Source organism: Rhizobium sp. AN68, from assembly GCF_030758035.1.
Taxonomy (GTDB): Bacteria; Pseudomonadota; Alphaproteobacteria; order Rhizobiales; family Rhizobiaceae; genus Agrobacterium; species Agrobacterium tumefaciens.
The window spans coordinates 91,313-112,205 of sequence record NZ_JARWMI010000003.1 but is presented as its reverse complement, the minus strand read 5'-3'; the positions used below and the strand labels follow the sequence as shown (position 1 = coordinate 112,205).

Below are 20,893 nucleotides of genomic sequence, written 5' to 3'. Positions count from 1 at the left end.
CCTACACCATCGAAAACATTCGCGAAATGCAATTCAGGCCCAAATGGATATCTTATCGAGAATAACGGTCGGGCACGCATTCGCCCTTCGGCAGGGCGTCATGCCAGGCAAGAGCTTATTCCAGCAGAACCGCGACGTGGCCTTGGAATCGATCTAGCGGATGCTGATCGGCAAGGTGATTGTCTTGTTTGCGTCCGGTGGCGGCGCGGGCACGGGTGACGCGCTCTGGATCCAGGCCGCAATCTGCTGGTCGATGGAGGAATCACCAGTGGATTGCACCACACTGACACCGCTGATGGCGCCTGTATCGTTAACCCGGAACCGCACGGTCGCTGTCATCGCATCGCTGCGAAGCGAGCGGGGCTTACGCCTCTGGATATGCGAGCGAACCTTCGATCCCCATTTTGCCGGCGAGGCGGAGGATGAAGAGAAGAAACCGGCATTGTTGCGCGATGCCGCCGTCCGGTCGGATTGCTGTGTCTCGGCCTTGGCCGTTTCGCGCAGTTCCGATGCCTGTTGCGGTTTGGGGCGCTGGCGCTCGACCTTCTTCTTGTCGTCCGGTTCTTTCTTCTCCACCTTCTTTTCGACCGGCGGCGGCGGTGGCCGGATGACGGGCAAGGGAACCTCGACATTTTCGAGTTCCGCCATCATCTGTTCCTGCACGGGATCGATCGGCTCCACCGGTTCGGGAATTTCCTGCGGCTCGACGATCTCCTCGACCGGCGGTTCCGGCGGCTGCACGGGTTCCGGCGGCGGCGTTTCCACAACCGGCTCAGGCGGCGGCGGCTCCTCCGGGGTGACTTCCTCCACCGGTTGGCTGTTGTCGCTCTTTACCTCTTCGGCATCTTCAACGTCCTGCGCAGGCGTCGTTTCCTCGGTGTTCACGGCTTCCGGTATGGCTGCCATTTCGATCATGATCGCGGCAGGCGGCGGCCCGCCGGCATCCAGTTCCTCTGGTTCCTGCATCAGGTAATAGGCAAAACCCGCATGAACGCCCAGCATGAGCAGTGCTGCGGCGGACCACAACGCCGCTTCCCCGAGGCGGGAATGTCGGGACTGCGGGTAGCCGTTTTCAGTCATGGCGCGGTTCCTGGCACTGTGGGCGCGGCGGGCGGAACGGCACCGCCTGGCTGCGTTGCCGCAGCGGCATTTTCCAGCCCTACCAGAGCGATTTTCAGATATCCGGCATCGCGAAGCAGGTTCATGATTTCCATGAAGTGGCCATAGTCGACGGCTTTGTCGGCGCGCAGGAAAAATTCGCGTATCTTTCTTGCCGCCCGTCTGCCGGTCGATCGCCGCTGCCAGGGCTTCGCGGGCAACCGCATCATTGCCGAGATTGAGCGACAGATCATCCTTGACGGTCAGATAAAGCGGCTCTTCCGGGCGCTCCGCAGGCTTGGCGGTGGATGCGGGCAGATCGACATTCACATCCACGGTCGCCAGCGGTGCGGCCACCATGAAGATGATGAGCAGAACCAGCATCACGTCGATGAAAGGCGTGACGTTGATTTCGTGGTTTTCGGAGAGATCGTCTCCGCTATTTTCGCGAATACCGCCAGCCATGACCGATCACCGCCCAACCAACGACACTGCGGGCTTGCTGCTGCCCGGCGGAATGCGGCGGAAATCAAGGTCGCGGCTGACGAGGCGTTCCACGCCGGCTGCGGCATCCGCCAGCAAATGCCGGTATCCCGTGATCGAGCGGGCGAAGACGTTGTAGATCACCACCGCTGGAATAGCAGCAACAAGGCCGATTGCCGTGGCAAGCAGCGCCTCGGCAATGCCGGGTGCCACGACGGCAAGATTGGTGGTCTGCGATTCCGAGATGCTGATGAAGGAATTCATGATGCCCCAGACGGTACCGAACAGACCGACAAAGGGAGCGGTGGAGCCGATGGTCGCCAAGGCGCCCGTTCCGCGCGACATGCGGCGACCGGCGTGGGTTTCAATGCGTGACAGGGCCGAGGATACACGCTCCTTGATGCCACCGCCGTCGGTGTGTTCGACCACCGCGTCGGAAAGCTGCATTTCGTGAGTTGCCATGCGCAACATCAGCGCTGCCGGCCCGCCCTTCTTTTCGACGGCCTCAGTCGCCTCGTTCAGGGTTTTCGCCCTGCGAATAACCTTGAGTGTCGCACCGGCGCGCACCCGTGCACCGGCAAGCTCGATAGACTTCGCCACCCAGACCGTCCAGGTGACGAGCGATGCGAAGGCAAGACCGATCATCACGCCCTTCACGACCCAGTCTGCCGCCATGAACATGCCCCAGGGAGACAGGTTGTGCGGGATATCAGCACGATGTCCGGCACTTGCGGGTTCGGCGACTACCGGTTCAACCGGGGTGGAGACCTCGTTCGGCGCTGCCGTACCGTTCGTCGGAGCGCGTTGCTCCGTCTGTGTCGGCTGCGGTGAAACACCTTCGGCTGCCGGCGTGGGATTACTTGCGGCGGGCGCAGGCTGGGCCGGCGCGGGCTGTGTGGGCGCGGCAGCGGAAGGCGGCACAGGCTGGACTGCCGGAGCGCTCGGCGTCTCAGCCGGCGACTGCGCGGGCTGCATCGTTTCTGTTGCCGGTGCAGGTGCTGGTTGGATCGGGGTCTCGGATGCCGACTGAGCAAAAACCGCTCCGGCACTCAAGCCGGCCAGCAAAGTGACCGTCATGGCAAGTGAGATATGCCGTGTTTTGTTTGCCCTGGTGAAGCACGCGGAAGAAGTTGAGGTCTCAGCTGACATAATTTTTATCCCGGATTTCCGTCGATGAACTCATCCGCAGATTGACCGGTTCATTAAAACCGGGGCCATGAACGGATGCCGTCGTGAAAGCTTGACGTTCCGATAATAAACCTGAGTTCTTTTGACAACTATTATATTGCCAAAAGACGACCCGTAAACTCTTCTTTACAAAAAATTGACCGACCTGCGGTCTTCAGGTGTTTTGCGAAGGCGAAAACTGCGCCACCAGCGCGTGTCGGTCGCCGGGATAGGTGACCCGGACACTGGTGACATAATCCGCTCCGTGCCAGGTGCGGCGGTGGATGACCAGACACGCCGCACCGGAAGCAATGCCGAGCGCGGTCGCATTTTTGCGATCAGCGGAAACTGCGCTGATGCGATGTTCCGCGGCACTCCAGGGAACCATTTTCAGCAGCCAAGTGCCCGGCCCGATCTGTGAAAAATCCGCTGCCTCCGCCTCCGGAACGGCGGTGACATTGATGATGCGTTCTTCAAGGCAAAAGGGAACGCCGCCGGCAAAATGCGTGCAGGTGAGTTCCAGAACCGGGGCATCCGCGGCAAGCGCCATGGCCGCGCCGTCTTCTTCCCCCGCAGGGCGCAGTCGCCGTCTGTCGAGACGGTAACCGTAAACGAGGCCGAGGGCCTGCACCTCCCGCTCGATATCGTGGATTTCCAGCACGGCCGATTGCGCATGGGGCTGGCGAACGAAGGTGCCGAGACGCCGGCGGCGCTCGATAAGGCCGCGCTGCACCAGTTCGCCGAGCGCCTTGTTCACCGTCATGCGCGAGCAGGCATATTGCCGGGTCATCTCGTGTTCGTAGGGAATACGATAACCCGGCGGCCACTCGCCCGACATGATGTGGCGCTCGACATCGTTGCGGATGCGCTCGTGCAGTGATTTTTCCTGAAGATCGGCGCCTGTACTCCTCATACCGATGCTTCCTTCCTCCCGGTTCTATGGATCAACTATCCATGGGCAGCGGCGGCAATCGCCTCGCTGCGAATTTCCTCCGTCAACTTGGCGCGTAGCTGCGAAAACTCCGGGCTGGCCTTGACGGTGTAGTGACGCGGATGCGGCAGGTCGACCGGCATGATCGACTTGATGCGCCCCGGCCGCGCTGACATCGTCACAACCCGCGACGCCATGAACACCGCCTCCTCGATGTCATGCGTCACAAAAATGACAGTCTTCTGCTCGCGCTCCCATATGCCGAGCAGCAATTCCTGCATCAGTCCGCGCGTCTGGTTGTCGAGTGCGCCGAAAGGCTCGTCGAGCAGCAGGATCTTCGGGCCGTTTGCCAGAGCGCGAGCGATGGCTGTTCTCTGCTGCATGCCGCCGGACAGCTGTTTCGGCCAATGGTTCTCGAAGCCGCGCAGGCCAACCTTGTCGATATAGCTGTCGACGATCTGCCATTTTTCCTTCTCGGCCACACCACGCTCGCGCAGGCCGAAGGCGACGTTTTCCCGGATCGTCAGCCACGGAAACAGCGTGTAGGACTGGAACACCATGCCGCGATCCGCCCCCGGCCCTGTCACTGCCCGGCCGGACAAAAGGACTTCACCCGTCGTTGGACGGTCAAGACCGGCGATGATGCGCAGCAAGGTCGACTTTCCGCATCCGGACGGGCCGAGAATGGTGACGAAATCGTTGCGGGAGATTTCCAGATCCGTGGGCTGCAAGGCCAGCGTTGGCTGGCCGCCCTGAACGCCGGGGAAAGTGCGGCTGACGCCCTTGATAACGAGTTCGCTCATCAGGCAAGCCTCCAGGCGAAAAGCTTCCGGTTCAGCGATTTGAACGCGAAGTCAGAAATAAGTCCGATGACACCGATGACGATGATGCCGAAGATGATCTGCCCGGTCGCCATCAGCGCCTGGCTGTTGATGATCATATAGCCGATGCCCGACGACGCGCCGATCAACTCGGCAACAATGACATAGGTCCAGGCCCAGCCGAGGACGAGACGGAGAATTTCCGCAATATCAGGCGCATTGGCGGGAATGAGAACGCGGCGGACCACGCCCCGGTCTTTTGCGCCAAGTGTATAGGCAGCCTCCACCAGATCGCGTCTTGTGCCGGCAACCGCCACGGCAACCATAAGAATGATCTGGAAAACTGCGCCGATGAAGATCACCAGCAGCTTCTGCATCTCGCCGATGCCGGCCCAGAGAATAAGCAGCGGCACGAAGGCAGAAGCCGGAAGATAGCGTGCGAAGGAGACGAAGGGCTCAAGCAGCGCCTCGACCGGCTTGTAAGCGCCCATGGCGATGCCGACTGGTACGGCAACGAGCGAGGCCAGCACGAAGCCGCCGACAACACGCCAGATCGTCATTCCGATATCGCTGGCAAATCCCTGATCGGTCAGCAGATAGATGCCGTCCTTCAGCATAGTGATCGGGTCAGCCAGAAAGGTCGGCGATACGAAACCGCCGAGCGTGGCAAAGCCCCAGGCGGAGAAAAAAGCACGAAGAACAGAATGCCGAGAAAAATCCGCGTGCTGTTCTTTATGGGTTGAAGAGGTTGCATTCTGTCGCCTGTCCGGAAAACGGGCGCGGCACTCTATCGCCGCACCATCTAAGCGCCGTGCGTCGTCCATGACGCACAGGCGCTGTAAGGCTTCTCACTGGCTGCAATAGTCCCCGAAGGAAAAGCAGCAGTTTGCTTCTGTTACTTGATGAAGGACGTGTCCGCGAGTGTCGAAAGATCGGGTTTCGATTTTATCACGCCGATTTCCAGAAGCAGATCAGCCGATTTTTCGGAGAATGTCTTGAATTCACCGTCGAAGAACTTCTGGTTGGCGGCCTTGTCCTGCCATTCCAGGAATTTAGCCGAAGCTGCGAATGCCTCGCCCGTCTGTTTTACGTCCGCTCCCATGGTCTCATAGGATTTTGCAGGGTCCGTCTTGATGAGCTCGAGCGCCTGGAAATAGCTGTCCGCAAGGGCTTTTGCCGCCTGCGGATTGGCCTTCAAGAAATCCGGCGTGCAGCCGAACGTGTCCATGACGGCGGGATAATCCAGCGTCGTCGCAAGGATTTTCCCCTTGTCCGGTGCGGCGCGCACTGTGGACAGATAAGGCTCATAGGTCATGGCGGCTTCATTCTGGCCGGCGACGAATGCCTGCGCGGCCGGTCCCGGCTCAAGGTTGACGACCTTCACGTCCTTCAGGGTCAGGCCGTTTTCCTTCAGTATCCAGGCAAGGAAGAAATAGGGGGATGTGCCCGGTGCAGAAGCGGCAACCGTCTTGCCTTTGAGGTCCGACACCTTTGCAACATCACTGCGCACCGCAATGCCGTCGGCTCCGTGCGACTTGTCCATCTGGAAAATCTGGGTGGACTTCACGCCATTGGCATTCCACGCGATCCACGTTTCGACCGTGGTGGCGGCGCACTGGATGTCACCGGAAGCAAGCGCCAGATGCCGGCTTGCCTGCGGAATCTTCTTGATATCGACCTTGAGGCCATTCTTTTCGAAAATGCCAGCCTGCTTGGCAAGCGTCAGTGGCGCAAAGCCGGTCCAGCCGGACATGCCTATTGTAACCGATGTTTCGGCATAGGCGGAAGCAGATGAAACAAGCGTCGCGATTGCGGCGATAACCCATGTCTTTTTCATGATCGGAACCCCTTTTGATTTATTTTTGTGCGATATTTTTTTCGCTTTATTTGAGGCATGCTAGGCAGGGATTCTACATTTGTCTAGACAAAATAGAGGCGCTCAAACGCTTCCAGAAAGATTGCAAACAAGCCGCCCGGCATTCTAGACATAGGATAGCACAGCCCGGCGCATCGGCCCGCTGTTTTCCATATCGAGCTTTTCCATGACCAGACAGAGACGCCGTAACATCATCAGGGCAAGGCGCACCGGCACCGGCATTGCGCTCGTCGCCGCCATTTCATTCATCGCCGGAATGACAGATGCGGTGGGTCTTCATCTTTCCGGCGATTTCGTTTCCTTCATGACCGGCAACACCACCCGCGCGGCCATTTCGGTGGAAGCTGGCGTTTATTCCCATGCGGCGAAACTACTCTTCGCGATCATCGCTTTCGTGGCGGGCAATGCTGGCGGTATCGTGGTCGCGCATAAATTCGACCGGAGCATCTTTGCCGTTCTCGTGGCCGTCGGGTCGCTGGTGGCGATTGCCGCATTGCTGCGCGACGATGCTTCCGCCCTGGCGCAGTTTTATCTTGTCGTTTTCGCCATGGGGATGGTCAACGCTGCCGTCGAACATATTGAGGGGCTGCCTATTGGCCTCACCTACGTGACCGGCGCCCTTTCCCGTTTTGGCCGTGGCATCGGTCGCTATCTTCTGGGGGAGCGAAGCCTCGATTGGGGCATCCAGATCGTGCCCTGGCTCGGTATGATAAGTGGCGCAATCTGCGGGGCGGTGTTGGGCGCCACGCTGCAGTACGATGCCCTGTGGGTGGTTGCTGCAACCGTTTTTGCGGTCGCCATCGCCACACTCGTCATTCCGCGTTCGCTTCGCCACCGCTATAATCAAAGGGTCCGGATCAGGCGCATCGCGCCCTGACGGACTGCGTCGTCACTTGCGTGAGATGGTGACGAATTTCGTGCCGCGCACCCGCACCGTCATCAGGCAGGCTTCCTTGTCGGTTCGATCGCAATAACGCGGGTGCATCTTCAGTACGAAGACCATGTTGCCGAAACGTTTGATGAAATCGTAGCCGTAAATCCGGGCCGTCGCGATCATCAGATATCCGCCCTCTTTGACCTGGACGTAAAAATTGTAAGGGCAACCTTCGTCATCGCAGCTGCGGCCTTTTTCGCCATCGCAATCCAGCACGCCGTGATTGACGACGGCATCCGTCAGGCCATCATTGTTGATATCCAGTCTGGTGATGAAATCATCGCCGAAGCCAGCCGTCTTGCACTCCTTGCGGAAATGATCCTTTTCATAGATCTCGGGATCGTTCACCAGCTGCTGCTGTGCCGCCAGCGCGACCGGAAACATCAAGAGGACCAGCGCCTGAAGAGCGGCAACGATAGCGATTCGCACGGCATTTTCCTTTGCATCCGTTTCGTTTATGGATGTTGCGATCATCCGGGCGGCCAGCCTAGAGTTCCGTGCTTGCGCGACACTGACGCAAACGCATCCAAATTTCCGGGGGGACCTTTTTCATGACACTGCTGGGTTTTCTCGATTATGCCGGCGTTGCCGTGTTTGCCGCAACCGGCGCATTGGCCGCCTCACGCAAGCAGCTCGACCTGATCGGCTTCCTGTTTTTCGCCGCCGCGACCGGGATCGGCGGCGGCACGGTGCGCGATCTCGTGCTGGGCAGGGCGCCCGTGTTCTGGGTGTTGAACCCGACCTATATTCTGGTCTGCGTATCGGTTGCGGTCCTGCTTTTCTTCACCGCCTACCTGTTCGAATCCCGGTATCGGGTGCTCATCTGGCTCGATGCCGTCGGCCTCTCAGCCTATTGCGTCATGGGAGCCGCCAAGGGTCTGGCTGCAAGCGGCTCCGCAACCGTGGCGATCGTGACAGGCGTTTTGACAGCGACGTTCGGCGGCGTATTGCGCGATGTTCTCGCGGGAGAACCCTCCGTGCTGCTGCGCCCGGAAATCTACATTACCTGCGCGCTTTTGGGGGCCTCCATCTTCACCGGCGCTTATTTCCTCGGCGCGCCGCTTTATGTCGCGTCGGGCATCGGCGTATTGACGGCTTTCGGTGTCCGGTCCGGAGCGTTGATCTTCGGATGGACCTTTCCGCCCTACAAGGGCAAGCCCGGCAGACGGCCCGAAGATATATTGAAGTGAGGCGGCGAAGGCTGCCTGAAACAAAAATGGCGCCCACAGGCGCCATGTTTTTTTGTTTATCAAGCCGAAGCTTCAACCGCGCTTGCGACGCAGGCGAATGACCACGTCCACATGGGCGATTTCCATGCCTTCGGGCGCCTCCGGCAGATTGTCGATCTGGAGATTGTTGACGGGGATGTCGAGAACCTCGTTCTCTCCTTCCACGAAGAAGTGATGGTGGTCGGACACGTTGGTGTCGAAATAGGTGCGCGCACCTTCGACGGCCAGAACGCGGATCAGGCCGGCTTCGGTAAACTGATGCAGCGTGTTGTATACCGTCGCGAGAGAAACGGGCACGCCGGCGGTCACCGCCTCGTCATGCAGCTCCTCGACAGTCAGGTGGCGATCACCCTTTGCGAAAAGAAGATCGCCCAAAGCAACGCGCTGGCGCGTGGGGCGCAGCCCCGAGCGCCGCAGCCTCGTCCCGATATCCAATGTGGCGTCAAATGCCATGCAATCCCATTCCAAACACAGGGGTGAAACCCATCAATTGCAATAGCATATATCTTTTGCGGTGAATGCTTTCAATAGTTTCAGCGTCGCCGAGTGTCGCAAATGGCTGCAAACCGGCCATTCTTGCAAATTTCCTCTGGTTCCAGCCGGATGGTTCCTGTATGCGGACGGCATATTGAGGTAATGACTTCTCTAAAGAAGGTTCGAAGACAAAGAATGGGGGCATAATGGCCTCTGCCCTTGCAGCGCTTCATTTTGAACCTAACTTGCTCTAGTGAAGTCGATAAACACCAGTGATTGAGGAAGTGAAAGCGGTATGGCAACGAGGCAATCAAGTTACAATTACGAGGAGATCCTTTCCTGCGGACGCGGCGAATTGTTCGGTCCGGGAAATGCCCAGCTTCCGTTGCCTCCCATGCTCATGGTTCACCGCATCACCGAAATTTCCGAAACCGGCGGCGCGTTCGACAAGGGTTTCATCCGCGCTGAATACGATGTCAGCCCAGACGACTGGTATTTCCCCTGCCATTTCCAGGGCAACCCGATCATGCCGGGTTGCCTCGGCCTTGACGGCATGTGGCAGCTGACCGGCTTCTTCCTCGGCTGGCTGGGCGAAGAAGGCCGCGGCATGGCGCTCTCCACCGGCGAAGTCAAGTTCAAGGGCATGGTTCGCCCGGAGACGAAGCTCCTCCAGTACGGCATAGACTTTAAGCGTGTGATGCGCGGACGTCTCGTTCTGGGTACCGCAGACGGATGGCTGAAGGCAGACGGCGAAACCATTTATCAAGCGACGGACCTTCGTGTGGGGCTGTCGAAGGAAAAGACCGCCTGAAGCGGACGGAATAGTCCTGGCAAACGCCGGGCGGCTTCGGTCGTCCAGCCGAAATCTTAAGAAAAGGTCCATTTCATGAGACGAGTTGTTGTCACCGGCCTCGGCATTGTTTCTTCCATCGGTGGTGATGCCGCCGAAGTCACCGCATCCCTGCGCGACGCCAAATCCGGCATTTCATTTTCACCGGATTTTGCTGAGCACGGTTTCAAGTGCCAGGTATGGGGCAAGCCGTCTCTCGATCCGACCGAACTGGTCGACCGTCGCGCCATGCGCTTCCTTTCGCAGGGCGGCGCATGGAACCACGTTGCCATGAAGCAGGCGATTGCCGATTCCGGTCTCGAGGAAAGCGACATCAGCGGCAACGAGCGCACCGGCATCATCATGGGTTCGGGCGGTCCTTCCACCCGCACCATCGTCGAAGCCGCCGATATCACGCTGAAGAACAACAGCCCGAAGCGTATTGGCCCGTTTGCCGTGCCGAAGGCCATGTCCTCCACCGCATCGGCCACACTTGCGACCTGGTTTAAGATCCACGGCGTCAACTATTCGATCTCTTCGGCCTGCTCCACATCGGCGCATTGCATCGGCAACGCCGCCGAGATGATCCAGTGGGGCAAGCAGGACGTGATGTTTGCTGGCGGCCATGAAGACCTCGATTGGTCCATGTCCAACCTCTTCGACGCCATGGGCGCGATGTCGTCCAAATATAATGAGACGCCAAACCTCGCTTCCCGCGCCTATGACGTCAACCGCGACGGTTTCGTCATCGCCGGCGGTGCTGGCGTACTGGTTCTTGAAGAGCTGGAACATGCAAAGGCGCGCGGCGCCAAGATTTACGCCGAGATCGTCGGTTATGGCGCAACCTCGGATGGTTACGACATGGTGGCTCCTTCCGGCGAGGGCGCGATCCGCTGCATGCGTCAAGCCCTTTCCACCGTCAAGGGCGATATCGACTACATCAACACCCACGGCACCTCGACGCCGGTTGGCGACAGCAAGGAAATCGGCGCGATCCGGGAAGTCTTCGGCGACAAGATCCCGCATATCCAGTCGACCAAGTCCCTAACCGGCCACTCGCTGGGCGCAGCAGGCGTTCAGGAATCGATCTACGGCCTGTTGATGATGCAGGAACGCTTCATCGGCGAGAGCGCGCATATTTCCGAACTCGATCCGGAATTTGCGGGCGTCCCGATTGTTCGCAGCCGCATCGACAATGCCAAGATCGACACGATCCTTTCCAATTCCTTCGGCTTCGGCGGCACCAACGCCACGCTGGTCTTCCAGCGTCATAACGGATAATTGCCATGAACGGCATCATGCAGGGTAAACGCGGCCTCATCATGGGCGTCGCAAACAATCACTCTATCGCCTGGGGTATCTCCAAGGCTCTTGCGGCGCAGGGCGCAGAGCTCGCCTTCACCTATCAGGGTGAGGCGCTCGGCAAGCGGGTAAAGCCGCTCGCCGCCGAGCTCGGATCCGACTTTATCGTGCCTTGCGATGTCGAGGATATCGCCTCGGTTGACGCGCTTTTTGCGGCAATCCGCGAAAAATGGGGTACGCTTGATTTCGTCGTGCACGCGATCGGCTTTTCCGACAAGAACGAGCTGAAGGGTCTTTACGCGGATACGACCCGCGAGAATTTCAGCCGCACTATGGTCATCTCCTGTTTCTCGTTCACGGAAATCGCCAAGCGTGCCGCCGAACTGATGACGAATGGCGGATCCATGCTGACGTTGACCTATAACGGTTCGCAGCGGGTCATCCCCAACTACAACGTCATGGGCGTTGCCAAGGCAGCTCTCGAAGCGTCTGTGCGTTATCTCGCTGCCGACTATGGTCCACGCGATATTCGCGTCAACGCCATCTCGGCCGGACCGGTCCGCACACTGGCGGGCGCCGGCATTTCCGATGCGCGCGCAATTTATGCGTGGAACCAGAAAAACGCACCGCTGCGGCGGACAGCGGATATCGACGATATCGGCGGATCGGCTCTTTATCTGCTGTCCAACATGTCGCGCGGCGTTACCGGCGAGTGCCACTACGTGGATTGCGGCTACAATATCACCTCCACACCCACCCTTGAGGTTCTCTCAAAAGCGGATGCGGAATAAGCTATCGTTTTTCCAGTAAGTAAAAGCCCGGGGATATGCCGGGCTTTTTGCTTTTATAGCCTGTGCCATTTTTGCGAACTGATAAAGTATAACTCGTCGGGGTAACTGAATTTAAACACCGGCTGGTTATGGTCCGCAACAAATTCAACGGTTGCGCTTGCCGCATATTCTAAAGATCGACACCGACATATGCGACTGGCCAAATTGAAGCCATTGCTGGAAAAATTCGGGCTCTCGCGTGACGGGACAGCAGCCATCGAATTCGCGATCCTGGCGCTTCCCTATTTCCTCGTCGTCTTTGCGATCATCGAAACTTTCATCGCCTTGATGGCGGAGCAAGTGGTCGTCAATGCTACCGACACGATGGCGAGGCGTCTGCGCACCGGGCAGATCAGCAGTTCGATTTCCAAAGAGGATTTTCGCAAGAGTTTCTGCAACGAAGTTTCGGTGATTATCACCTGCTCGGCTGATGAGATCAAAAAAGAACAGAAGCTTTATATAGACCTTCGCTCCTTCACCGCCTTCAAGGATATTCCAACTACGATACCTTTGAAAGCTAACGGCGAATATTACGATCTCGACACGGCGCAATTCGGCTTCAAGCCGGGTGGACCTGACACGATCAATATGCTGCGCGTCTATTATCGCTGGCGTGTAGTCGCAGATATCATCCGACCATATCTTACCAAAATACGCCCAGCCGACGGGTCAATGCCGTCGCATTTCCTCATTGTCGCGACCGATGCTTTCATGAACGAGAAATACACCACGAGCGGGGGCTCATGATGGCAGGGCTTGTTTCCACCATCACGAACGGCCGACTTCGTTTTATCGCGCTCGTTGCACGCTTCGCAAGGGATCGCCGTGGCGTGGGTGCGGTAGAATTTGCGATCGTCTTCCCGATATTGCTTGCGCTTTATCTGACGTCCTTCGAACTCACCATCGGCTATAATACCTACAAGCGGGCAAGCAGCGCCTCCGCAACGATCAACGACCTGATCTCCAAAACAAATTCCGTCGACAAGGCTTATCTGACAAGCATGCAGGACGTAACGGCTGCCGTCTTTGCGCCTTACAGCACCAAGGGTCTGCAGCTGAAGATCAGCGGCATCAAGATCGACAAGCAGAAACAGGCGACTATCGCCTGGTCCTGGAACGAGAAAAACGCGCGGCCCTATGTGGTGGGATCGCCAGTCTCCGTTCCCACACGTTTGCTTGTAGCGGACAGTTTCCTCATCCACGTCGAGCTTTCCGTGCCGCATGAGTTGTTGATGTTCATGCCAGATATTTCTTCGTCCGGCGTAAGATCGATCACGATCGCACGCGATTATTTCTTCAAGCAGCGCGACGCTGAGATAACCTGCTCCAATTGCTGATGCGCCTCAGCGCTTTGCTCTAATAAACATCGCGCAGATAACGTTTTTCGCGCTTCAGCCGGTTTACATAGTCGCTTGCCGCTTCCGCAGAGATGCCCGCCTCGTCAATAACGATCTGGTGCAGGGCATCGTCAACATCCTTCGCCATGCGGGTCGCGTCGCCGCAAACATAAAAATGGCCGCCCTCTTCGAGCCATTGATAGAGTGCCTTGCCGTTTTGGCGCATACGGGTCTGAACATAGATCTTTTCGGCCTGATCCCTCGAGAAAGCGAGATCGAGACGGGTCAGCACGCCATCGCGACTCATCTTTCCAAGTTCGTCTTCGTAGACGAAATCCGACTGCCGGTGCTGATCGCCGAAAAACAGCCAGTTCCGGCCCTTTGCGCCCCGCGCCTGCCGTTCCTGCAAAAATGCCCGGAATGGCGCAATGCCCGTGCCGGGTCCCACCATGATAACAGGTGCGTCATTGTCCTGAGGCACGCGAAACGCCTTGTTCGGAGAGACGAAAATCCCGGCACTCTGCCCCGCTTCTACCCGGTCCGCGAGATAGGTGGAGCACACGCCGCCACGCTCGCGACCTTCGGCGCGATAACGCACGCTGGCGACTGTCAGATGCACGCTGTTGTGCGCGGCCAGAGGGCTGGAAGAGATCGAATAGGCGCGGTGCTGTAACGGCTTCAGGAACGTCACGAATTCAGCAAGCTCGAATACGGGTTTTTCACCGAGACTAAGCAGGTCGAGAATATCCTTGCTCCAGAGAAAGGCGGCAAGCTGTTCCCTGTCTCCATTCGCAAGGATGTGGCTTAGTTCATCGTGCCCTGCGCGCTTGCCGATCTCGGCGACCAGTTCACGCGACGGTGTCGATATCTCGAACATATTGAGAAGCGCATCGCCAACCGGACGGTCAAGTCCGACGACTTCGCCATCCGCGCTCACTCCGAAGCGTTCGAGCAGCGCGCCTACCAGTTTCGGGTCGTTTATGGGAACGACGCCCAGAGCATCCCCCGCCTCATAGTCGAGACCACTTTCGCCGAGATCAAATTCGTAGTGGCGAATTTCCTTGGACGAAGCAGGCCCGGAAAGAAGGCGATTGACGCTCACCTGCGCGGCATAGGGATTCTTGCGGCTCCAGCCCTGTTTTGCCCGCGCGGGCGCCTCGGCGATCGCCGGCACAACCGCCACCTTATTGCCACCATCGATGGCGAGCGCGAGTGGCAGGGTCTCGCCGATCCAGTTGGCGGCGACATCTTCGAAATCGATATCGCAATCGATACGCGTCTTCATGCGTTTGCCGCCAAGCTGCTCGAAGCGGGTATCGATGAGCTTGCCCGCCTGGCAGAAGCCATCGTAACCGGTGTCGCCAAGCGCAAGCACGGCAAAGTTCATCTCATCCAGCCGGGGTGCGGCCTCCTTGGAAAGTGCCTCCCAGAAAAGCTGGGCATTGTCAGGCATTTCACCTTCGCCGTAGGTGGAGGTGACGACAATGACGCGCTTCATGACGCCCAGACTATCCATGGAAACATCGTCCAAGGCCGTCACCACAGGCTGCATGCCCTGGGCACGGGCGGCGTCGGCTATATCCATCGCCAGCGCCTCGGCATTGCCGGTCTGGGTGCCGAAGAGAATGTTCAGCACGCTGGCCGCCGCCTTGGGAGCGGCAGCGGCAACCGATGTGTCCATACCCATTGCTGCGCGGGAATGAAGCCCGGCCAGGAAGCCGGATAGCCAGGCGCGCTGGTCGCCATTGAAAGGGGCATCTTGAGGAATGTAAGGTATCTTCATCATGCTGCCCTGTTCTGGCTGGATGCGGTGGCAAGGTCGGGAATGGCACGCGCCGCGAAAGCTCCTCAAAGCCCGGCAGACGACCGATCTTCTCGATGTTTTTGCGGTCCTGCTGAATGATCCAGCCATAGGTGCCGGGACTATCCACCGACCAGATGTTACGGCGCGCAAGCGCCTGCTTGTAATCGTCGAGCCGCTTGGCGGCGATCATCACCGCAAGCTGCTCGTCATCATGATCGGAAAGCGCCTCGCGCGCATATTTCAGCAGCCGCTGCATCAGCGCATAGTCCTCCGTGAGGACGAGATTGCGCACGGCTTTTTCGATGGCGGGATCGGAAGGACCGGATGCCATCGGCAACCGTTGGAGAGCAATGGCCTGCGCCATACTCAAAACCGTGTAGTTGTTGATGAGCGCATACATGTCTTCCGTATCCGTCTCACCATAACCAGGAACGGTTCCGTTCAACACGGCCTTGCGGTCGCGATAGGCCAGCTTGAACTTCCGCACCTGATGGGCGGCAAGCGCGGATGCCAGTTCCTCCAGCAACTCCTTGCGGGGCTTGGCTTTCAGAATTTCGTCGCTGTCCTGATAAAGCAGCAGGGCGCGCGGCATGCCGTAGACGAAATTGTGCTGTTCGCTTTCCCAGTTTTCCAGAATCCATGCGGCCTTGGCCGACCCTGTTTCGTCGACATGCCAGGTCAAAAGCTGGTGAACGGCCTGATTGTGGATAGATGCCTGTTCGTCCTCGCCGGTGATGGAGCCGAGCAGGATGGAATCATGGCTCACCTTCTTCGGCAGATCGCCGTAAGGGTCATATTGATAGACGAAGCCGCCGCTCATGCCGTTGCCGAAACCCTTGCCGAAACTGCCGAGGTTAAGCACAGCGCCATTGGTCATATATTCGCAGGCGAAGTCGCCCACACCTTCGACAACGGCTGTCGCACCCGAATTGCGCACCGCGAAACGGTCGCCCGCCTGCCCTTCCACGAAAGTGCGACCGCCGGTGGCGCCGAACAATGCAAAATTGCCGACCAGCACATTGCCATCAGCATCTTGCGAACCGCCACCGGGGGAGCGCACTACAATGGTGCCGCCGCAGGCGCTTTGCCGACGCCATCATTGCAGGTACCGGTATGGACCATGACCATGCCGTCATTGCAGAAAGCGCCGAAGGACTGCCCGGCTGAACCTGATGTGTCGATGCGCACCGAACCCGCCTCCAGAAAACGGCGGCCACGGCTATCCCGCTTCACAGCCGGAAGCGCATCCGCCTCTTCGTCGGAAAGTTCGTGGTTCAGCATGCGCTCGATATCGACGGCGAGCTGGCCGCCAACACTCTTGTTGCAATTGTTGAGGAAGCGGTTGCCGCCAAGCTCGATGTTTTCCCGTCTGCTGTCGATCAGAGCCGAGCGCACGAGTTCGATGAAGGCATCGTCCAGCGCGAAGTCCTTTTCCATATAGACCGGGCTGTCGATCTTCACTTCCTCCACCACCGAAAGCATCGCCCGCAGGTCAAGCTGGCCGACGCTCGCCGGGTGATCCAGGAGGTGAAGAAGATCGGAGCGGCCCCGAGCTTCGCGCAGCGAGCGCAGCCCGAGTGCGGCCAAGATCTCGCGGGTTTCATGGGCGATGTTCATGAGATATTGCGCCAGCGCGCGTGGATCGCCGTTGAAGGCTTCCTGATTGGTGGTGAGGCCGGCGGGGCACTTGATGTTGCAGTTCTTCGCCATGACGCATTTCAGCATCATCAGCGCCGTGGTGCCGAACTCGAAGCTGTCGCCGCCGAGAAGAGCCGATTTCACCACGTCGCTCGCCGTCTGGTGCGCGCCGGAGCAGCGCAGCAGCACCTTGGCACGAAGGCCTGTGGCACAAAGTGCCTGATGCACCTCGGCGATGCCGATTTCCGCCGCGCGGCCGGTATATTTGAGGCTGGTGACAGCGGCCGCACCCGTGCCACCGGTATTGCCGGCAACATTGATGACATCCGCACCCGCTTTCGCAACACCGACTGCAATCGTGCCGATGCCTTCCGACGAAACGAGCTTGACGATGACGCGCACGCGCGCCGCCTTGGCGTCGTGGATTAGCTGGGCCAGATCCTCGATCGAATAGGTATCATGGTGCGGCGGCGGCGAAACCAGCTCGACGCCTGGGGTGCCGCCACGAGCCGCGGCTATTTCCACCGTTACCTTTGGAGACGGCAATTGCCCGCCCTCGCCGGGCTTTGCACCCTGGCCGATCTTGATCTCTATTTCCTCCAGCATCGGGTCGGCAAGATAACCCGCCCATACACCAAAACGGCCAGAGGCGAACTGCTTGATGCGCGAGGCGCGGATGGTGCCGTAACGGGAAATATGCTCGCCGCCCTCCCCCGAATTCGACATGCCGCCAACCATATTGGTGCCATGCGCTACCGCCTCATGGGCGGCTGCGACCAGCGCGCCATGGCTCATCGCACCCGAAGCGAGGGTCTTGGTGATCTCACTCGCCTTTTGCACAGCGTCGAGCGCAATGCTGTCAGGTGCGGTGCGGATCAGCGACAGATAGGTGAATGCTTCACCCTTCGCCTGAACCAGAAGCGCGCCGCCCTCTAGCCAATGGCCGGCAATATCCTCACCGAAACGATCGAGCAGCGACTGTCCTAGTGCGGCAAGCCGGGCAAGCTCATGACCGTGCGGCCCGGTCAATTCCAGCCGGAACGCGCCTTCGCCCGCACTTTCGCAGAGCAATCCGCGCACCATGAAGCTGTTGTTGCCACGTCTGGAAAAGCGCCCCATCTCGCGGCGGAATTCTTCGGCCGAACCGGCAAAGGTCACATCAGCCGGCAATTCCAGAACATCACGCAGGGCTGCCGGACGGCGGGCCCTTTCTTCGGCCATCATGCGTGCGAAGGCGCGGTAACCCGGCGTTACCTCGAAAGCGTCGATTGCTTCGGGCGTCAGCCGGTCGAAGCTGTTGTGATAATAGGCCGCATCGTTGAGGCCGAAAGCATCCTCCAGCCGGTTGAGCGGCAGGAGACGCAGCGCCTCCTCGTTGTCGGTTCCCTTGTCGAAACCGATTTTTTCCTCCGTCATATCGACGAAACCGCGAACCGCCGTCGTGCCATAGGAATGGCCCGCACCTTCGGCGCGCTCCTTGAAGAGACCGAGCAGCGGAATGTCGTTTTCACCCTTTACCGACAGCGCCTTTCGATGCCAGTCCGCTACCGCCTGCGCGATGACAGCGAAGGTAACGCCACCGACCGGTGTCTTAACATTGGGGAAATAACGCTTCAGCACAGGATCGTTGGTGTCGAGGAAGTTCGGTTCGAAGAACTCGCCGCCAATATAGCTTTCCGCCGTGCACAGCCCGACCTTGCCCATGGTCTTCATCAGCGACTTTTCAGCCGCCTTGGCAAAACGCTTGAAGGCCTTGTCAGCATCGGCACCAAATTTCTCCTCGGCACGGAACTGCACGCCGAGTGGGTAGACAGCCGAAGCCCCGAAACCAAGGCTCGCTGCGATGTGATGCGAGGAGGAAAATTGCCCACTTTCAACGATCAGGGACACGCGTAACCGCAGACCCTCCTCGATCAGCCGCTGGTTGATGGCGGAGACGACCATGATCATAGGCAAGGCCGCACGACCTGCCGAAACGTGCCGGTCAGTGACGACGGCAATACCGCCCTCCTCAGCCGCGAAAGCCACAACCTCACCGCAGAGGCCATCTATCGCCTGACGCAAGGCCGCTTCGTTGGCACTCGCAGCATCAAAGATCGGCGTATAAAGCATCTCGAAACGACGAACTGGCGTCTCCGACTGCTCGCGAATGCGCAGCATGTCGAGATGGGTCAGGATCGGGGAGCGCACGACAATCTGGCGGGCCGCTTTCGCACCGCTATTCGGCTTTGCGCCGAGCGCCACGCGCAGCGTCATGCCATCGGCCTCACGAATGCTGTCGAGCGGGGGTTGGTGACCTGCGCAAAGCGTTGCGAGAAATATTTGGCAACCCCGCCCTCCTGATCGGAGAGCGCGTTGATGGCATTGCCATAACCCATGGCCGAGATTTTTTCAGCACCCGACGCCAGCATCGGATCCATTAGGAACTTGAAGCTTTCCTGATTGTGCGAATAGGCGACATAGCGCTGATGCCGTTCCAGATCGCCATTGTATCGAAGCGGCGATCCCTGCTTTTCGGCGGGCACCTCCGGCAAATCCGCAAGCATGACGCGCGCTTCAGACAATAGCGACGGGTAGTCCCGCCGCGCCGCCAGAAGCTCCAGCGCCTCGACGGTGGAAAAGGCGCGCCGTTCGGCGTGGTCGTAATAAAGCATGCCGCCGGCCTCGATGCGACCGCGACGAATGACGCTTTCGGCCGGAAAGGCGATCTGCCCCGCCTCCGACATGACGCAGAGATAATCGTCTGTCTCGACGGTCCGCAGCGGGCGCAGGCCGAGGCGATCAAGCCGTGCGCCGATGACGGTGCCGTCGCCGAAAATCAGCGCAGCCGGGCCGTCATTCTTCTCCTCGTAGAGCGAGAAATATTCCAGCATCGCCTTGACGCCGGGAGAGAGCGTGTCGTCGTTTTCCCAGGCAGGCGGCATCATCGAGACGACGGCGGTGACGAGGTCGAGACCGTCTTCCATCACCCGCGTCTGCAATGTCTGGTCCAGACGGCAGCTATCAGACTGGCCCTTCGGCCGGATGATGCTGGCATTTTTCGCCAACGCCACGGCCGCTTCCGATAGCCGGTTCTTCTTGTCGGTGTTGAGTTCGCCATTATGCGCCATTAGCCTGAAGGGCTGCGCCATGGAGGGGTGCGGATCTGTATTGGTGGAAAACCGCGTGTGGAAATACATCGTATGCACTTCATGGCGCGGATCGGTCAGGTCGCAGAAATAGGGCATGACCTCATGCGAGTTCAAACGCCCTTTCAGAACCTGCGTGCGTGCGCTGAGCGACAGCGGATAAAAACCGGCAAGTTCCGGCGCGGTATAGGCAAGCGCCTCGATAGCGAGCAGCGCCTTGTGAATACGCCAGTCGAACTCGGCAAGGGTTGCGCATTCCGCTGGCGCCGAAAAGAGCCATTGCCGGATCGGCAATTGATAGGAAATGGCGGCCGCGCGGATGGCCGCGTCATTCACCGGTACATTGCGGACGAGCAGGATCGAGAAGCCCTGTTCCTCCAGAGCACTGCCGATGATGCCGATCGCCTGGTCATGAAAAGCAGGGTTCTGCGGCAGGAAAAAATTGCCGACGCCGAACCGGCCGGCTTGCAAGGAATCGTTGTCAGTCAGCTTCCGGAAAAATGAGAGTGAAAGATCGAGCGACACGCCAGCACCATCACCCACGCCCTCCGCCGACATGCCGCCGCGATGCGGCACGGCACAGAGCGCCTCGTGACCGCGCTTCAGCACATCATGCGTCTGCACGCCGTCCTTGCGGGTGATGAAACCGACGCCACAGCTGCTTTTCTCAAAAGCCGCATCGTAAAGGCCGAATTTTTGCTCCGTCACGCTCAAGGTTCTCTCCTCTCGTTGCGCATTCCGCGCGGCATCGCCCTTTTCCCGAAACCCGGCGCGTCAGCCGGCACTCTGCGGGCGGAGCCGCAGACGACCTGGCTGCTCCTCTTCTTTTCTGCTTATCGGCGTTTAATGGCGCGAACGGTCGTTTTGCGGCCGCCAAACGGCGTGGCGGCATTGGCCGCTTTCTCGCAAATAATGATCGTCATCGTTCGCATTGCGTTCCCTGATGGCCGGCATTTCCGGCAGTGAGACACATTGAATTACGTCAGTATTGCTTACATAATATTTCATGATG

General features: G+C 59.0%; 16 protein-coding genes and 3 pseudogenes. 7 read left to right on the top strand and 12 right to left on the bottom strand.

What is annotated here, in order from left to right; all coding sequences use genetic code 11:
* Positions 1-153: 153 nt before the first annotated feature.
* From RBH71_RS13520 to RBH71_RS13490, 7 genes and pseudogenes are all read right to left on the bottom strand, one after another.
* Positions 154-1,080, bottom strand: coding sequence for a TonB family protein (locus RBH71_RS13520; protein WP_003514462.1), 927 nt, complete (start codon positions 1,078-1,080; stop codon positions 154-156).
* Positions 1,077-1,563, bottom strand: a pseudogene (gene exbD / locus RBH71_RS13515) (TonB system transport protein ExbD). Before exbD ends, RBH71_RS13520 begins: the two are co-directional and overlap by 4 nt.
* A 6-nt stretch (positions 1,564-1,569) precedes the next feature.
* On the bottom strand, positions 1,570-2,730 hold the full coding sequence (gene exbB / locus RBH71_RS13510; protein ID WP_003514457.1) for a tonB-system energizer ExbB: 1,161 nt from the start codon (positions 2,728-2,730) through the stop codon (positions 1,570-1,572).
* A gap of 193 nt (positions 2,731-2,923) precedes the next feature.
* Entirely contained in the window at positions 2,924-3,661 is a 738-nt protein-coding gene (gene hutC / locus RBH71_RS13505) for a histidine utilization repressor (protein ID WP_003514455.1), read from the bottom strand.
* A gap of 35 nt (positions 3,662-3,696) precedes the next feature.
* Entirely contained in the window at positions 3,697-4,482 is a 786-nt protein-coding gene (locus tag RBH71_RS13500) for an ABC transporter ATP-binding protein (protein WP_003514454.1), read from the bottom strand.
* A pseudogene (locus tag RBH71_RS13495) lies at positions 4,482-5,254 on the bottom strand (ABC transporter permease). The gene RBH71_RS13500 and the pseudogene RBH71_RS13495 overlap by 1 nt, the downstream one beginning before the upstream one ends.
* Before the next feature lie 141 nt (positions 5,255-5,395).
* The gene (locus RBH71_RS13490; RefSeq protein ID WP_003514451.1) at positions 5,396-6,337 is read right to left on the bottom strand and encodes an ABC transporter substrate-binding protein; all 942 of its coding nucleotides are present in this window, start codon (positions 6,335-6,337) and stop codon (positions 5,396-5,398) included.
* A 205-nt stretch (positions 6,338-6,542) separates the two neighbouring features.
* On the opposite strand from RBH71_RS13490, the gene RBH71_RS13485 reads away from it, so the two are divergent.
* Positions 6,543-7,253 carry a YoaK family protein gene (locus tag RBH71_RS13485; RefSeq protein ID WP_003514449.1) on the top strand — a complete coding sequence of 237 codons (711 nt, stop codon included), beginning with the start codon at positions 6,543-6,545 and terminating at the stop codon, positions 7,251-7,253.
* 12 nt (positions 7,254-7,265) lie between these two features.
* Here the strand turns inward: RBH71_RS13485 and RBH71_RS13480 are convergent, their stop codons facing one another.
* Positions 7,266-7,784, bottom strand: coding sequence for a hypothetical protein (locus RBH71_RS13480; protein WP_003514447.1), 519 nt, complete (start codon positions 7,782-7,784; stop codon positions 7,266-7,268).
* A 77-nt stretch (positions 7,785-7,861) separates the two neighbouring features.
* Here RBH71_RS13480 and RBH71_RS13475 point away from each other — a divergent pair, with 77 nt between their 5' ends.
* On the top strand, positions 7,862-8,500 hold the full coding sequence (locus RBH71_RS13475) for a trimeric intracellular cation channel family protein (RefSeq protein ID WP_003514444.1): 639 nt from the start codon (positions 7,862-7,864) through the stop codon (positions 8,498-8,500).
* Between the two features lie 72 nt (positions 8,501-8,572).
* Here the strand turns inward: RBH71_RS13475 and irrA are convergent, their stop codons facing one another.
* Positions 8,573-8,992, bottom strand: a complete 420-nt coding sequence (gene irrA / locus RBH71_RS13470; protein WP_003507276.1) for an iron response transcriptional regulator IrrA — start codon at positions 8,990-8,992, stop codon at positions 8,573-8,575.
* Positions 8,982-9,218, bottom strand: a complete 237-nt coding sequence (locus RBH71_RS13465; RefSeq protein ID WP_035251981.1) for a hypothetical protein — start codon at positions 9,216-9,218, stop codon at positions 8,982-8,984. Before RBH71_RS13465 ends, irrA begins: the two co-directional genes overlap by 11 nt.
* 90 nt (positions 9,219-9,308) lie before the next feature.
* Here RBH71_RS13465 and fabA point away from each other — a divergent pair, with 90 nt between their 5' ends.
* From fabA to RBH71_RS13440, 5 genes are all read left to right on the top strand, one after another.
* Positions 9,309-9,824, top strand: a complete 516-nt coding sequence (fabA, locus tag RBH71_RS13460) for a 3-hydroxyacyl-[acyl-carrier-protein] dehydratase FabA (RefSeq protein WP_003514441.1) — start codon at positions 9,309-9,311, stop codon at positions 9,822-9,824.
* Positions 9,825-9,899: 75 nt separating this feature from the next.
* Complete coding sequence (gene fabB, locus RBH71_RS13455) at positions 9,900-11,123, top strand: beta-ketoacyl-ACP synthase I (RefSeq protein ID WP_003514438.1); 1,224 nt, start codon at positions 9,900-9,902, stop codon at positions 11,121-11,123.
* A 5-nt stretch (positions 11,124-11,128) separates the two neighbouring features.
* Entirely contained in the window at positions 11,129-11,935 is an 807-nt protein-coding gene (gene fabI, locus RBH71_RS13450; protein ID WP_003514436.1) for an enoyl-ACP reductase FabI, read from the top strand.
* Positions 11,936-12,124: 189 nt separating this feature from the next.
* The gene (locus tag RBH71_RS13445) at positions 12,125-12,721 is read left to right on the top strand and encodes a TadE/TadG family type IV pilus assembly protein (protein WP_003514434.1); all 597 of its coding nucleotides are present in this window, start codon (positions 12,125-12,127) and stop codon (positions 12,719-12,721) included.
* Positions 12,718-13,311, top strand: coding sequence for a TadE/TadG family type IV pilus assembly protein (locus RBH71_RS13440; RefSeq protein WP_003514432.1), 594 nt, complete (start codon positions 12,718-12,720; stop codon positions 13,309-13,311). Before RBH71_RS13445 ends, RBH71_RS13440 begins: the two co-directional genes overlap by 4 nt.
* 19 nt (positions 13,312-13,330) lie before the next feature.
* On the opposite strand, the gene RBH71_RS13435 is transcribed toward RBH71_RS13440, so the two are convergent.
* The gene (locus RBH71_RS13435) at positions 13,331-15,097 is read right to left on the bottom strand and encodes a sulfite reductase subunit alpha (protein ID WP_003514430.1); all 1,767 of its coding nucleotides are present in this window, start codon (positions 15,095-15,097) and stop codon (positions 13,331-13,333) included.
* A pseudogene (locus RBH71_RS13430) lies at positions 15,094-20,595 on the bottom strand (glutamate synthase-related protein). The gene RBH71_RS13435 and the pseudogene RBH71_RS13430 overlap by 4 nt, the downstream one beginning before the upstream one ends.
* Between the last annotated feature and the right edge of the window lie 298 nt (positions 20,596-20,893).

Coding starts and splice junctions, on each gene's coding strand:
- RBH71_RS13520 (WP_003514462.1), bottom strand. CDS start 1,080: ATGACTGAAAACGGCTACCCGCAGTCCCGACATTCCCGCCTCGGGGAA.
- exbB (WP_003514457.1), bottom strand. CDS start 2,730: ATGTCAGCTGAGACCTCAACTTCTTCCGCGTGCTTCACCAGGGCAAAC.
- hutC (WP_003514455.1), bottom strand. CDS start 3,661: ATGAGGAGTACAGGCGCCGATCTTCAGGAAAAATCACTGCACGAGCGC.
- RBH71_RS13500 (WP_003514454.1), bottom strand. CDS start 4,482: ATGAGCGAACTCGTTATCAAGGGCGTCAGCCGCACTTTCCCCGGCGTT.
- RBH71_RS13490 (WP_003514451.1), bottom strand. CDS start 6,337: ATGAAAAAGACATGGGTTATCGCCGCAATCGCGACGCTTGTTTCATCT.
- RBH71_RS13485 (WP_003514449.1), top strand. CDS start 6,543: ATGACCAGACAGAGACGCCGTAACATCATCAGGGCAAGGCGCACCGGC.
- RBH71_RS13480 (WP_003514447.1), bottom strand. CDS start 7,784: ATGATCGCAACATCCATAAACGAAACGGATGCAAAGGAAAATGCCGTG.
- RBH71_RS13475 (WP_003514444.1), top strand. CDS start 7,862: ATGACACTGCTGGGTTTTCTCGATTATGCCGGCGTTGCCGTGTTTGCC.
- irrA (WP_003507276.1), bottom strand. CDS start 8,992: ATGGCATTTGACGCCACATTGGATATCGGGACGAGGCTGCGGCGCTCG.
- RBH71_RS13465 (WP_035251981.1), bottom strand. CDS start 9,218: ATGCCCCCATTCTTTGTCTTCGAACCTTCTTTAGAGAAGTCATTACCT.
- fabA (WP_003514441.1), top strand. CDS start 9,309: ATGGCAACGAGGCAATCAAGTTACAATTACGAGGAGATCCTTTCCTGC.
- fabB (WP_003514438.1), top strand. CDS start 9,900: ATGAGACGAGTTGTTGTCACCGGCCTCGGCATTGTTTCTTCCATCGGT.
- fabI (WP_003514436.1), top strand. CDS start 11,129: ATGAACGGCATCATGCAGGGTAAACGCGGCCTCATCATGGGCGTCGCA.
- RBH71_RS13445 (WP_003514434.1), top strand. CDS start 12,125: ATGCGACTGGCCAAATTGAAGCCATTGCTGGAAAAATTCGGGCTCTCG.
- RBH71_RS13440 (WP_003514432.1), top strand. CDS start 12,718: ATGATGGCAGGGCTTGTTTCCACCATCACGAACGGCCGACTTCGTTTT.
- RBH71_RS13435 (WP_003514430.1), bottom strand. CDS start 15,097: ATGATGAAGATACCTTACATTCCTCAAGATGCCCCTTTCAATGGCGAC.